Origin of the sequence: Caballeronia cordobensis (genome assembly GCF_001544575.2) — a bacterium.
In the GTDB taxonomy this organism is placed as follows: domain Bacteria; phylum Pseudomonadota; class Gammaproteobacteria; order Burkholderiales; family Burkholderiaceae; genus Caballeronia; species Caballeronia cordobensis.
Window position 1 is genome coordinate 90132 of record NZ_FCNY02000002.1, and the last position, 12212, is coordinate 102343.

14 protein-coding genes are annotated in these 12212 nt (G+C 64.0%); 7 read left to right on the top strand and 7 right to left on the bottom strand.

What is annotated here, in order from left to right; all coding sequences use genetic code 11:
- Positions 1–115 precede the first annotated feature (115 nt).
- The 6 genes from AWB70_RS03905 (at position 116) to AWB70_RS03930 (ending at position 5440) form a co-directional block, all read left to right on the top strand.
- A complete protein-coding gene (locus AWB70_RS03905) occupies positions 116–754 on the top strand; it encodes a chorismate--pyruvate lyase family protein (RefSeq protein ID WP_053567755.1) in 639 nt (212 codons plus the stop codon).
- Positions 751–1233, top strand: a complete 483-nt coding sequence (locus tag AWB70_RS03910; RefSeq protein WP_053567756.1) for a DNA-deoxyinosine glycosylase — start codon at positions 751–753, stop codon at positions 1231–1233. Before AWB70_RS03905 ends, AWB70_RS03910 begins: the two co-directional genes overlap by 4 nt.
- Positions 1230–2132: a class I SAM-dependent methyltransferase gene (locus tag AWB70_RS03915; protein WP_053567757.1), complete on the top strand. Its 903-nt coding sequence runs from the start codon at positions 1230–1232 to the stop codon at positions 2130–2132. Before AWB70_RS03910 ends, AWB70_RS03915 begins: the two co-directional genes overlap by 4 nt.
- A 225-nt stretch (positions 2133–2357) precedes the next feature.
- Entirely contained in the window at positions 2358–2606 is a 249-nt protein-coding gene (locus AWB70_RS03920; RefSeq protein WP_014190864.1) for a DUF3311 domain-containing protein, read from the top strand.
- Positions 2606–4156, top strand: coding sequence for a monocarboxylate uptake permease MctP (gene mctP / locus AWB70_RS03925; protein WP_014190865.1), 1551 nt, complete (start codon positions 2606–2608; stop codon positions 4154–4156). Before AWB70_RS03920 ends, mctP begins: the two co-directional genes overlap by 1 nt.
- A gap of 177 nt (positions 4157–4333) precedes the next feature.
- Positions 4334–5440 (top strand): FUSC family protein, encoded by a 1107-nt coding sequence (locus tag AWB70_RS03930; protein ID WP_053567758.1) that lies wholly within the window; start codon positions 4334–4336, stop codon positions 5438–5440.
- A 16-nt stretch (positions 5441–5456) separates the two neighbouring features.
- Here AWB70_RS03930 and AWB70_RS03935 read toward each other — a convergent pair whose 3' ends face one another.
- From AWB70_RS03935 to AWB70_RS03965, 7 genes are all read right to left on the bottom strand, one after another.
- Positions 5457–5885 carry a VOC family protein gene (locus AWB70_RS03935; protein WP_053567759.1) on the bottom strand — a complete coding sequence of 143 codons (429 nt, stop codon included), beginning with the start codon at positions 5883–5885 and terminating at the stop codon, positions 5457–5459.
- Between the two features lie 198 nt (positions 5886–6083).
- Positions 6084–7037 carry a transaldolase gene (gene tal / locus AWB70_RS03940; RefSeq protein ID WP_053567760.1) on the bottom strand — a complete coding sequence of 318 codons (954 nt, stop codon included), beginning with the start codon at positions 7035–7037 and terminating at the stop codon, positions 6084–6086.
- A 217-nt stretch (positions 7038–7254) separates the two neighbouring features.
- The gene (locus AWB70_RS03945; RefSeq protein WP_053567761.1) at positions 7255–7497 is read right to left on the bottom strand and encodes an energy transducer TonB; all 243 of its coding nucleotides are present in this window, start codon (positions 7495–7497) and stop codon (positions 7255–7257) included.
- 72 nt (positions 7498–7569) lie between these two features.
- The gene (locus tag AWB70_RS03950; RefSeq protein WP_053567762.1) at positions 7570–8766 is read right to left on the bottom strand and encodes a benzoate/H(+) symporter BenE family transporter; all 1197 of its coding nucleotides are present in this window, start codon (positions 8764–8766) and stop codon (positions 7570–7572) included.
- A gap of 10 nt (positions 8767–8776) precedes the next feature.
- Positions 8777–9952, bottom strand: coding sequence for a vWA domain-containing protein (locus AWB70_RS03955; protein ID WP_053567763.1), 1176 nt, complete (start codon positions 9950–9952; stop codon positions 8777–8779).
- Between the two features lie 25 nt (positions 9953–9977).
- On the bottom strand, positions 9978–10568 hold the full coding sequence (locus tag AWB70_RS03960) for a GNAT family N-acetyltransferase (RefSeq protein ID WP_053567764.1): 591 nt from the start codon (positions 10566–10568) through the stop codon (positions 9978–9980).
- Positions 10569–10571: 3 nt separating this feature from the next.
- Positions 10572–11414 (bottom strand): AAA family ATPase, encoded by an 843-nt coding sequence (locus AWB70_RS03965; protein ID WP_053567765.1) that lies wholly within the window; start codon positions 11412–11414, stop codon positions 10572–10574.
- Positions 11415–11811: 397 nt separating this feature from the next.
- On the opposite strand from AWB70_RS03965, the gene AWB70_RS03970 reads away from it, so the two are divergent.
- A complete protein-coding gene (locus tag AWB70_RS03970) occupies positions 11812–12177 on the top strand; it encodes a c-type cytochrome (RefSeq protein ID WP_014190874.1) in 366 nt (121 codons plus the stop codon).
- The last annotated feature ends 35 nt before the right edge of the window (positions 12178–12212 follow it).

Sequence of the window (12212 nt, forward strand, 5' to 3'; positions counted from 1 at the left end):
CGCGCTTGAAGCGCGGCCGGACCCGGCACACGAACCGGCGGCTCAGTTTCTTTCACGAAGCACGCTGATTCCATACGAATCGTCCTAAGCAAGAGCCGGTCATATAATCCGCAGCATGCTCACGCCCAACGATCCCACCGACGCGCACTGGCGCGTCGTCCCGCTCCCCACGCTTTCCGACGCACGAAAGGACTGGCTCACCCGAGGCGGCTCGCTGACGGCGCACTTGCGCACGCTCGGCGCGGTGACGGTCGAGGTCACGCGCGAGGCCGTCGACATGCCCTGGCGCGACGAAGCGCGCGCCCTGCGCATTACGCCGCGCACGCCCGTGTGGGTGCGCGAAGTCGCATTGAAAGTGGATGGCGTGCCGTTCGTCGTCGCGCACAGCATCGTCGCGCTCGCGCACAGCACGGGCGTGTGGCAGTCGATGCGCCGCCTGCGCACGCGGCCGCTCGCGGAACTGCTCTACAGCGACAGCAGCGTGTCGCGCTCGGCGCTCGCAAGCAGCCGGATCACGGCGCGGCATCCGCTGTATAGGCTGGCGTCGGCGCAGATGGAGGGAGGCCACGCGCTCGTCGCCAGACGCTCGGTCTTCAAGCGCCACGGCGCGCCGCTGATGGTCACCGAATGCATGCTCGACGCGCTCTGGACGCGCCTTGCCGCGTCGCATGCGCCGAGCCATCGCGAACATGCGCGCGCTTACGATCATCTGAGTTCGCATGCGAAGCGCGTCGCGCACGGCGAGGCGAAATGAAGCTCGCAGGCTTTCCTCCGGTCGGCGACGAAGCGACGCGCACGCTCATCCTCGGCAGCTTTCCCGGCGTCGCGTCGCTCGCAGCGACGCAGTATTACGCGCATCCGCGCAATCAGTTCTGGCGGCTCGTCGGCGCGGCAATCGGCGAACCGCTGCACGAGCTGAGCTACGACGAACGCCTCGCACGGCTGATAAAACATGGCATCGGCCTGTGGGACGTGCTCGCCGCCTGCGAGCGCGAAGGCAGTCTCGACGCCGCGATCCGCAACGCATCGCCGAACGATTTCGCCGCGTTCCACGTGCGCTTTCCGAAGCTGCGCCGCGTGTGCTTCAACGGCAAGACCTCGGGCAAGTTCGCGCCCGTGCTCGCCGCGGCGGGCTATGACACGCTGGTGCTGCCATCGTCCAGCGCGGCCAATGCTATCCTCTCGTTCGATCAAAAATTGCGCATCTGGCGCGACATCCTCACCACACAATGACGAATCTCATCAAGCGCGCGTCGGCCGAAGCCCGCGCGTTCGGCCGCAAGAAAGACGACAACAAGGCAAAGCGCAAACGCGATGATCGCGATCACGACGATCTCGCCAACGCGCCGCGCATCGACGCGCCGCGCAAGCCGCGCTTCGCACCCGTGACGTTCTCGGAAGAGGGCGGCGTGCGCTATCTGCACTTCGGCACCGAATGGGTGCAAGGCGCGATGCGCCTGAAAAAGCCCGATCACATCGAGCTCGAATACGCGCAGCAGATGATGGCGTGGCTGCTCTTCGTCGAGACGCCCGCGCGCATCGTGCAGCTCGGGCTCGGCGCGGCCGCGCTGACGAAGTTCTGTCATCGCTTTCTGAAGCGCGCGAAGGTGGAAGCCGTCGAGCTGAATCCGGCGGTCGTGATCGCCGCGCGCGCGATGTTCGAGCTGCCCTACGACGACGCGCGCCTCACCGTCACGGAGCGCGACGCGTGGGAGTTCGTCAACGACCGCGCGAATCACGGCACGACCGGCGCGTTGCAGATCGATCTCTACGACGCCACCGCGCGCGGCCCCGTGCTCGACAGCGTGTCGTTCTATCGCGCATGCCGCGCATGTCTCACGCCTGAAGCGGGTGTCGTGACGATCAACCTGTTCGGCGATCATCCGAGCTTCGTGCGCAACATGCGTCACCTGAACGAAGCGTTCGATCGGCGCGTCATCGCGCTGCCCGAAGTGCATGACGGCAACCGCGTCGCGATCGCGTTCGCCGGTCCCGCGCTCGACGTGCCGTTCGCCGCGCTCGACGCACGCGCGAGGGTCATCGAAACGCAACTCGGCCTGCCCGCGCGCAAGTGGGTCAAAGGTCTCGCCGAAAGCGCGGGCGTTGCGACGAGCGGTTCCTTCGCGATCTGATTGGCGAAGCACAAGGCCAAGGCCCGGCGCAAGGGTTTTGGCCTATTTACAAATTCCTTTCAAATCAGCGGAATAGTCGGGATTCTCCCTGCTTGACCGTCTTTTAAGGGTCCATATACTCCCTCTGTTATTTCGGGGCGCTTTCAGCGGCGTGTCTACCCGACAACCGGCATCCCGCCGGGCTCGCAATAACCCCAGCGAATCAAAACAAAGAGGAGACCGTTCATGGCCCACGAAGCTGCGACCGGCACCGGACAACCGCGCAATAAGCATTGGCTTTGGCTTCTGATCCTTCCGTGGATCGGTGTGGTATGGGTGCCGTTTTACAACAAGATCGAGCCCGTTCTGTGGGGCTTTCCGTATTTTTACTGGTACCAGCTTCTCTGGGTGCTGATCAGCGCGGTCATTACGGCCGTGGTCTACGTGAAGACCAAGGCGCTGCCCTCCGGCCGTAAGAATGGAGGTGCGGCATGATGAATCTCACCGCAACCATCGTCTTCGTTCTCTTCTTCGTCGGCGTCACGATTCTCGGCTTCGTCGCCGCGCACTGGCGCAAGGGCGACCTCGGCCAGCTCGACGAATGGGGTCTCGGCGGACGCCGCTTCGGCACCATCGTCACGTGGTTCCTGCTCGGCGGCGATCTCTATACCGCGTACACATTCGTCGCGGTGCCGGCGCTCGTGTTCGGCGCGGGCGCGACGGGTTTCTTCGCGCTGCCGTACACCATCCTCATCTATCCGTTCGCGTTCGTCGTGTTTCCGAAGCTCTGGAGCATCGCGAAGCGTCACGGCTATGTGACCGCCGCCGACTTCGTGCACGCGCGCTACAACAGCCGCATGCTCGCGCTCGCCGTCGCGGTGACGGGCATCGTCGCGACGATGCCGTACATCGCGCTGCAACTGGTGGGCATCGAAGTGGTGATCGGCGCGCTCGGCTTCTCGACGCAAGGCTTCGTCGGCGATTTGCCGCTCATCATCGCGTTCGCGATTCTCGCCGCGTACACGTACACGTCGGGCCTGCGCGCGCCCGCGATGATCGCCGTGGTGAAGGACGTGCTGATCTACATCACCATCATCGCCGCGATGATCGTGATTCCCGCGCAGCTCGGCGGTTTCGGCCACATCTTCAGCACGGTTCCGCCCGAGAAGCTGTTGCTGAAAGCGCCCGACGCGACGAGCCTGAACGGCTACAGCGCCTATGCGACGCTTGCGGTCGGCTCCGCGCTCGCGCTCTTCCTGTACCCGCACTCGGTGACGGCGATTCTGTCGTCGAACTCGGGCAACACGATCCGCCGCAACATGTCGCTCCTGCCGGCGTACTCGCTCGTGCTCGGCCTGCTCGCGCTGCTCGGCTACATGGCGCTGGCGTCGGGCGTGAAGGACATGCCGGAATACGCGTCGTACTTCAAGGCTTACGGCGCGAACTTCGCGGTGCCGGCGCTCTTCCTGCACTACTTCCCGTCCTGGTTCGTGGGCGTGGCGTTCGCGGCGATCGGCATCGGCGCGCTCGTGCCGGCGGCGATCATGTCGATCGCGGCGGCGAATCTGTACACGCGCAACGTGCATCGCGAGTTCGTCAACACGAGGATGACGCCTGAGCAGGAAACCAACGTCGCCAAGCTGGTGTCGCTGATCGTGAAGGTCGGCGCGGTCGTGTTCATTCTCGCGCTGCCGCTGACCTACGCAATCCAGTTGCAACTGCTCGGCGGCATCTGGATCATCCAGACGCTGCCCGCGCTCGTGCTCGGCCTCTATACGCGCGTGCTCGATCATCGCGGCCTGCTGCTCGGCTGGGCGGTGGGCATCGGCGTCGGCACGTGGATGGCCGTCTCGCTGCAACTGAAAGGCTCGATCTATCCGCTGCATCTCTTCGGCTATGTCGTGCCGGGCTACGCGGCCGTGTGGGCGCTGATCGCGAACCTGATCGTTTCGATCGTCGTGAGCGTGCTGGTGCGCGTGCTGGGCCTCAAGCGCTCGGAAGACCGCACGCGTCCGGAAGACTATCTGGACATCGTGGAAGGCTGATCCGCCAAGCCGTGGCCGCGCGTCGGGCAGCCGTTCGACGCGCAGCCCCAAAAGCTGGTAAAACGCCCGTAGCAGCCGAATGGCCGTTACGGGCGTTTCGTTTTTCTTTTTCGTTTCGTTTTCGTTTTTCGACCGCCTTCGTTGTGAGGCGTGTGTCTTCACCGACGCGAGCGAACCATGCTTTCACCGACATCGACGTCACCCCGGCGCAGCCAACTCGCGCGCCTTCTGCACTGGATCGCCTCGCCGTACTTCCGCTACCGGCACGCGGCGCTGATCCACGCGGTGCGCGTCGGCCTCGCGATGGCCGTATCGATCGCCGTCACGACGGGCATCGACATGCCGCACGGCGTGTGGGCATCCGTTTCGGTGCTCGTCGTGATCGGCGGCTTGCAGCACTACGGCAACATCCGCAAGAAGGCGGCGGAACGCGCGGTCGGCACGATGCTCGGCGCGTCCTTTGGTCTGGTGCTCATCGTCGCGCAAATGCTCACCGGCTCGTCGATGGTCTTCTTCGTGCTGATGTGCGTGATCGCGGGCGGCTGCGCCTACTACGCGATCGGCAAGGCGGGTTATGTCGCGCTGCTCACGGCGATCACGATGGTGATCGTCTCCGGCCACGGCGATCTGCCGCTTTCCACCGGGCTGTGGCGCACGGCCAACGTGCTGATCGGCGTCGTGATCGCGCTCGGATTCTCGTTCGTGCTGCCGCAGTACGCGACCTATTCGTGGCGCTACCGTCTCGCGGACAATCTGCGCGAATGCGCGAAGCTCTACGGCGCCTTGCTCGACGGCACGCCGCTTCTCGCGGAGGAGTCCGCCCAGCGCTTTTTCAAGATGAGCCAGCGGCTCGTGCAGTCGAGAGGGCTGATGGAATCGGTCTCGAAGGAAACCGACGTGACGATGGCGCGGCTCGAAGAGATCCAGCGCCTGCACCGTTCGATTCTTGCGGCGCTGGAGTTGCTGGTGGGCTCGATGCCCGAAGCGGCGGGCGCATCGCCGGACCGTTTCGCGATCGCATGCACGCCGCGCGAATACACGGTGCGCCAGCAACTCCTGCAGATGGCGCGTGCGTTGCGCTTCGGGCGCGTGGGCTTGCTGTATCGCGCGGTGGAGTTATCGCCGCTGCCGCCGCCGCACATCGACGAGAAGGCCAGCGACGCGACGCAGGGCATGCACTGGCTCGCGATGCGTTTCGTCGAGCAGGTGGAACGCTTGCGGCTGCGTCTGTCGGAAATCGAGCGGCAGTGGAATATCGAAGGCGCGCGGCCGCTTGGCGAGTAACGGTCGTTGACGACGCTCAGACGGCCTGAACTTCGTCGGGCTGCACCACGTTGATGAGCCAGGGCACGCCGAAGCGATCCGTCAGCATGCCGAAACCTTGCGTCCAGAACGTGTTTTGCCACGGTGTGAGCACGTTGCCGCCCTCGGCGAGCATGTTGAAGATGCGCTCGCCCGCGGGCGCGTCGTCCGCGGCGATCGACAGCGTGAATCCGGAGTAGTCCTTGCGCGGCTGGCCGTAGCGGCCGTCCGACACCATGATCGCGTTCGGTCCGACGTGGAACACCGCGTGCATGACCTTGTCCTGCCAGTCGGGCGGGGCGTTGCCGCCGTCGGGCGCATCGCGGAAGCGGACCAGCGCGGCGATCTGCGCGCCGAATGCGGCCTGATACAGTTCGAGCGCCGCGGCGCAGTCGCCGTTATAGAAAATGTAGGTATCCAGTTGCATGACCGAACGGCTCCGTGCATAGAAAGCGGACATGCCGCCAGAGCACGGAAGTCTATTGCAACGCGATGCCGCATTGACTCGGAATTAGTCAAATTGCGTCACGAAGAAGCGCAATGAAAAAAACCGCAAATCGAAACCGCGCGGCGGCTCGATTTGCGGTTCTGTCCGTAGACTTTCAGGCCATCGGATGAGGACGATTTACTGCAACGAGGTGATCAGCTTTTCGAGCTTGATCGCGTCGGCGGCGAAGGTGCGGATGCCTTCCGCGAGCTTTTCGGTCGCCATTGCGTCGTCGTTGACGAGGAAGCGGAAGGTCGGCTCGTCGACGCCGATTTTCTCCACGTTCTCGTTCTTGACGTTTTCCGGCGAGAGCTTGCGCTCCACCGTGTCGTTACTGTCGGCGAGCTTCTTGAGCAAATCGGGGCTGATCGTCAGCAGATCGCAGCCGGCGAGTTCGGTGATCTGGCTCACCGTGCGGAAGCTCGCGCCCATGACTTCGGTCTTGTAGCCGAACTTCTTGTAGTACGAGTAGATGCGGCGCACCGACTGCACGCCCGGATCGTTCGCGCCGCCGTTCTTCGCTTCGTCCCATTCCGCGCCGGCGGACTTCTTGTACCAGTCGTAGATGCGGCCGACGAACGGCGAAATGAGTTGCGCGCCCGCTTCGGCGCATGCGACGGCCTGCGCAAGCGAGAAGAGCAGCGTCATGTTGCAGTGGATGCCTTCCTTTTGCAGCACTTCCGCCGCGCGGATGCCTTCCCACGTCGATGCGAGCTTGATCAGCACGCGGTCGCGGCTCACGCCCGCGTTTTCGTACAGCTTGATGATGTCGTGCGCCTTGTCGATCGAGGCCTTCGTGTCGAACGAGAGGCGCGCATCCACTTCCGTCGAGACGCGGCCCGGAATGATCTTCAGAATCTCGGTGCCGAACGCGACCAGCAGATTGTCGATGATCTGCGGCATCGGCTGCTTCGCGTGCTCCTTGACGGTCTTTTCGAGCAGCGGCTTGTAATCGTCCTTCTGGACGGCCTTCAGAATGAGCGACGGATTGGTCGTCGCGTCCTGCGGCTTGAATGCGATGAATTGCTGGAAGTCGCCCGTGTCGGCGACGACGGTCGTGTATTGCTTGAGCTGGTCGAGAGCGGATGTCATGTCGAGTCTGAGACGCGATGCGCCTTGTCAAAGTGCGGTCGTAACCCGCGGATTGCCCATGAATGCGACGCCGCGCGGCGACTTCGTTCGCGCGGCGCGCCCCTGAATGTCATTCCCTCATTCTAGTCCCGAGCGCGGCGAGCGCGCTGAGTGCGTGTGAATCCGTTTGAACCCGTGCCGGACGACGCCGGTTTCGACCGGGCGCGCGAGCATGCGTTCAATCGGCGGCGTAGGCGAGTTCGTGCCAGCGCCGCACCGTGCCCGAGCCGAGCTGGCCGCGCGCGAACCGCATCTTGCGCACCTCGTCGAGCGCATGCGCGTCTTTCGCGGCGTCGCCGCAGCTCATCTTCAGCACGACGTCCTGCACGTGCCCGGCGTCGTCGAGCAGCACGCGCACGATCGTCTTGCGTTTCTGGGCGCCGGGCGTGGTGCGCGCGAGCAGTTTATCGATCAAAGCCATGACGGAATACCACCAACCTGTGACAAAAATCCAGCCGGAAATTCGGGGCCGGTTCCGCCATTGTAGGCCGCCTCAGGGTCGCCGCGCGTTGAGCACGACATGCGTCACGATGCCCGCGACCAGTCCCCAGAATGCCGATCCAATCGACAGCAGCGTCAGGCCCGAGGCCGTCACCATGAACGTGACGAGCGCGGGCTCGCGTTGGCGCGCGTCCTGCATCGCGTTGGTGAGGCCGCTCATGATCGAGCCGAAGAGGGCGAGCGCCGCGACGGAGACGACGAGCTCCTTCGGAAAGGCCGCGAACAGCGCGGCGATGGTCGCGCCGAACGTGCCCGCGATCAGATAGAAGATGCCGCACCAGACGGCCGCCGTGTACCGCCTGTCGCGATTCTCGTGCGCTTCGCGGCCGGTGCAGATCGCGGCGGTGATGGCGGCGAGATTCACGCCGTGCGAGCCGAACGGCGCGAGCACGAGCGAGGCGATGCCGGTGGTCGAGATGAGCGGCGCGGAAGGCGTCGCGTAGCCGTCCGCGCGCAGCACGGCGAGTCCGGGCACGTTCTGCGAGGCCATCGCGACGACGAAAAGCGGCACGCCGATGCTGATGGCCGAGGCGAGCGAGAACGCGGGCATCGTGAAGACGGGATGCGCGAGCGCGACATGAAAGCGCGAGAAGTCGAGCAGCCCGAGCCCGCCGGCGACTGCGACGCCCACCACGAGCGTCGCAGGAATCGCGTAGCGCGGCGTGAAGCGCTTTGCCGTGAGATATGCGAAGAACATCACGACGACGAGCGCCGTGCGATGTCCGGCGGCGCGAAAGATTTCGATGCCGATCTCGAACAGGATGCCCGCGAGCAGCGCGGCGGCGATGCCCGACGGGACGCGTTTCATCAGCGTGTCGAACCAGCCGGTGAGACCGACCGCGGTCAGCAGCACCGCGCAGACGATGAACGCGCCGATCGCATCGGCATACGCGACGTTCGGCAGCGACGAAACGAGCAGCGCCGCGCCAGGCGTCGACCACGCGACGACGACCGGCGCGCGGTAGCGCAGCGACAGGCCGATCGTGCAGACCGCCATGCCCATCGAGAGCGCCCAGATCCACGACGAAATCTGCGCGTCGGTGAGATGCGCGGCCTGGCCCGCCTGGAACATGAGCACGAGCGAACTGGTGTAGCCGGTCATCATCGCGACGAAGCCGGCGACGACGGTGGACAGCGACGTATCAAAGAGAAAACGCGGCGCGGCGGGCGCCGGAGCGGAAGCTTTCATGTCGAGTTTCTTATTTGGACAGCGCGCGCATCGCGGCTTCGAGGCCGGCCATCGTGAGGCCGTACATGCGGTTGCCGAGGACGTTGCGGATCGCGGCGATCGACTGCCGGTATTCCCATAGCCGCTCGGGCTCGGGATTGAGCCACGCATGATGCGGAAACTGGTCCGCCAGACGGCGCAGCCACACCGCGCCCGCCTCGGCATTGTTGTATTCGACGGAGCCGCCCGGCTGAAGCACTTCGTAGGGACTCATGGTCGCGTCGCCGACGAAGATCAGCTTGTACTCCGGCGTGAACTTGTGCAGCACGTCGAACGTGGGCGTGCGTTCCTGATGACGGCGGCGATTGTTCTTCCACAGATAGTCGTACACGCAGTTGTGGAAGTAGTAGAACTCGAGATGCTTGAACTCGGCCTTCGCCGCCGAGAAGAGCTCTTCGACGCGCTTGATGTGATCGTCCATCGAGCCGCCGACATCGAGCAGCATCAGCACTTTCACGTTGTTGTGGCGCTCGGGCACCATCTTGAGATCGAGCCAGCCCGCGTTGGCGGCGGTGCTGCGGATCGTGTCGGGCAGGTCGAGCTCTTCTGCCGCGCCTTCACGCGCGAAGCGCCGCAGACGCCGCAGCGCGACCTTGATGTTGCGCGTGCCGATTTCCACCTGATCGTCGTAATCCTTGTACGCGCGCTCGTCCCACACTTTCACGGCCGTGCGATTGCCCGACGATTCACCGCCGATGCGAATGCCTTCCGGGTTGTAGCCGCCATGCCCGAACGGCGACGTGCCGCCCGTGCCGATCCACTTGTTGCCGCCTTCGTGACGTTCCTTCTGCTCGTCCATCAGTTCCTTCAGGCGCTCCATCAGCTTGTCGAGGCCGCCGAGCGCCTCGATGCGCTTCTTTTCCTCCGGCGTGAACTCGCGGTCGAGGCGTTTTTTGAGCCAGTCGAGCGGAATGTCGAAGGCTTCGTCGGGCAACTGCGTCAGGCCGTGGAAGTAGGCGCCGAACGCGCGGTCGAACTTGTCGAAGTACTTCTCGTCCTTCACGAGCGTCATGCGCGCGAGGAAATAGAACTCGTCGAGCGATGGCGAGATCACCCGCGCCTTCAGCCCTTCGAGCAGGGTCAGATATTCCTTGACCGAGACGGGCAGCTTCGCGTCGCGCAGCGAGTAGAAGAAGTCGATCAGCATGGCGCGCTCTCCATCGTGACGTAGTTCAGCGGTCGAGCCGGTAGTTGAGATTGGCGCGCACCGCCGGCCATTCCGACTGGATGATGGAAAACACGACGGTATCGCGCAAGACGCCATCGCGGCCAATCTGATGGTTGCGCAGAATGCCGTCCTGTTTCGCGCCGAGCCGCGCGATCGCCGCGCGCGATGCGTGATTCATGAAATGCGTGCGGAACTCGACCGCGATCGCGTTCAGCTTGTCGAATGCGTGCGTGAGCAGCAACAGCTTGGCTTCGGTGTTGAGCGCGGTCTTTTGCATGCGCTTCGCATACCACGTATGGCCGATCTCCAGCCGCCGGTTCGCTTCGTCCACCGCGAAATAGCGCGTCGAGCCGACGATGTCGCCCGTTTTCGCATCGATGACCGCGAAGGGATGCGCGCCGAGGCGGTCGCGCATGTCCAGCGCGGTCTCGATATAGGCGCGCGTCTTGTCGGGCGAGGGCACGAAGGTGTACCAGAGCTTCCACAATTCGCCGTCGCTCGCGGCGGCCGTCAGCGCCTGTTCGTGCTCGTGCGTGAGCGGCACGAGCTTCACATGTGCGCCTTCCAGCGTGACGGGTTCGATCCAGCGGCTCATTGTCTAGCGATGGTTGCGGTTCATGAAAAGCAGCCGTTCGAAGAGCGCGACATCCTGCTCGTTCTTCAGAAGCGCGCCGTGCAGCGGCGGCACGATCTGCTTCTGGTCCGACGAGCGCAGCGCTTCGGACGGAATGTCTTCCGCGAGCAGCAGCTTGAGCCAGTCGAGCAGTTCGGAGGTCGACGGCTTTTTCTTCAGCCCCGACACGCCGCGCAATTCGAAGAAGCTCTGCATGGCCGCGGCCAGCAGTTCCTGCTTGATGCCGGGAAAATGCACGTCGACGATCGCTTTCATCGTCTCGGCATCGGGGAACTTGATGTAGTGGAAGAAGCAGCGGCGCAGGAACGCGTCCGGCAACTCCTTTTCGTTGTTCGACGTGATGATGACGAGCGGCCGATGCTTCGCTTTCACGAGCTCGCGCGTCTCGTAGACGTAGAACTCCATGCGGTCGAGCTCGCGCAGCAGGTCGTTCGGAAATTCGATGTCCGCCTTGTCGATCTCGTCGATGAGCAGCACGCTTTGCTGGTCGGAATCGAACGCCTGCCACAGCACGCCCTTGACGATGTAATTGCGGATATCCTTCACGCGTTCGTCGCCGAGCTGTGAATCGCGCAGCCGCGATACGGCGTCGTATTCGTAGAGGCCCTGCTGCGCCTTGGTCGTCGATTTGATATGCCATTGCAGGAGCGGCATGCCGAGCGCGTCCGCCACTTCTTCCGCGAGCATGGTCTTGCCGGTGCCGGGCTCGCCCTTGATGAGCAGCGGCCGTTGCAGCGTCATCGCGGCGTTGACCGCGAGCTTGAGATCGTCGGTTGCGACGTATTGCGATGAGCCTTCGAAACGCATGACGAAGATCCGGTTGGCAAAAAAATCCCAGTATAAGTCAGAAGACCTTTCGGCATTGAGGCCCGCCGGGTATCGTTTGAGCCGCTCCATCGGCGGGTGGCCGCATGCGCCGGGATGCGTTTCTAGCGAGCGCGCAGGCGGGCTCGTCGGTTGTACAGGGACGAAATGTCGCAGGCCAAACCACTGCGTTTCAGCCGGTTCCCATTGCCAGCAAGGCTTCCGCGCGGTTCGTGTGTGGACGGAGGGTAGGTCGCGCGGTACAATTAGCGCGATTTTTTTGGCCTGCGTGGCGACAGACCCTGCAGCAGCAAACAGTCCCGAGAAGGTTGTAGCGCGCTCGGCGCGGGCCACGGCCTTTTGAGCGCCGGATTTCCCCTCAAGCCAGGTTAGAAGAGCTATGAACAATTTCGTCGGCAAATGTGCCGTGATTGCAGCGCTGTCCGGTCTCGCCGGCTTCGCGACCGAGGCGTCGGCCGACGTCGTCGGCAACGCGAAGGCTGCGGAGGGCAAGGTCGCGATGTGCATCGGCTGCCACGGCATCCCCGGCTATCGCACCGCGTACCCCGAGGTCTATGAAGTGCCGATGCTGGGCGGCCAGAACGCGCAGTACATCGCCAACGCGCTGCATGCCTACAAGAAGGGCGACCGTCATTTCGACACGATGCGCGCTATCGCGACGACGCTCTCGGATCAGGACATCGCCGATATCGCCGCGTACTACGCTGCGCAGACTCCCCAATCGAAGAACAATCCCGACAAGTAATCCCGGCGTCGAAGCACGCCAGAGCGACAACGGGA

Coding starts and splice junctions, on each gene's coding strand:
- mctP (WP_014190865.1), top strand. CDS start 2,606: ATGAATCTCACCGCAACCATCGTCTTCGTTCTCTTCTTCGTCGGCGTC.
- tal (WP_053567760.1), bottom strand. CDS start 7,037: ATGACATCCGCTCTCGACCAGCTCAAGCAATACACGACCGTCGTCGCC.
- AWB70_RS03960 (WP_053567764.1), bottom strand. CDS start 10,568: ATGAGCCGCTGGATCGAACCCGTCACGCTGGAAGGCGCACATGTGAAG.
- AWB70_RS03970 (WP_014190874.1), top strand. CDS start 11,812: ATGAACAATTTCGTCGGCAAATGTGCCGTGATTGCAGCGCTGTCCGGT.
- AWB70_RS03955 (WP_053567763.1), bottom strand. CDS start 9,952: ATGCTGATCGACTTCTTCTACTCGCTGCGCGACGCGAAGCTGCCCGTC.
- AWB70_RS03950 (WP_053567762.1), bottom strand. CDS start 8,766: ATGAAAGCTTCCGCTCCGGCGCCCGCCGCGCCGCGTTTTCTCTTTGAT.
- AWB70_RS03930 (WP_053567758.1), top strand. CDS start 4,334: ATGCTTTCACCGACATCGACGTCACCCCGGCGCAGCCAACTCGCGCGC.
- AWB70_RS03915 (WP_053567757.1), top strand. CDS start 1,230: ATGACGAATCTCATCAAGCGCGCGTCGGCCGAAGCCCGCGCGTTCGGC.
- AWB70_RS03910 (WP_053567756.1), top strand. CDS start 751: ATGAAGCTCGCAGGCTTTCCTCCGGTCGGCGACGAAGCGACGCGCACG.
- AWB70_RS03965 (WP_053567765.1), bottom strand. CDS start 11,414: ATGCGTTTCGAAGGCTCATCGCAATACGTCGCAACCGACGATCTCAAG.
- AWB70_RS03935 (WP_053567759.1), bottom strand. CDS start 5,885: ATGCAACTGGATACCTACATTTTCTATAACGGCGACTGCGCCGCGGCG.
- AWB70_RS03945 (WP_053567761.1), bottom strand. CDS start 7,497: ATGGCTTTGATCGATAAACTGCTCGCGCGCACCACGCCCGGCGCCCAG.
- AWB70_RS03920 (WP_014190864.1), top strand. CDS start 2,358: ATGGCCCACGAAGCTGCGACCGGCACCGGACAACCGCGCAATAAGCAT.
- AWB70_RS03905 (WP_053567755.1), top strand. CDS start 116: ATGCTCACGCCCAACGATCCCACCGACGCGCACTGGCGCGTCGTCCCG.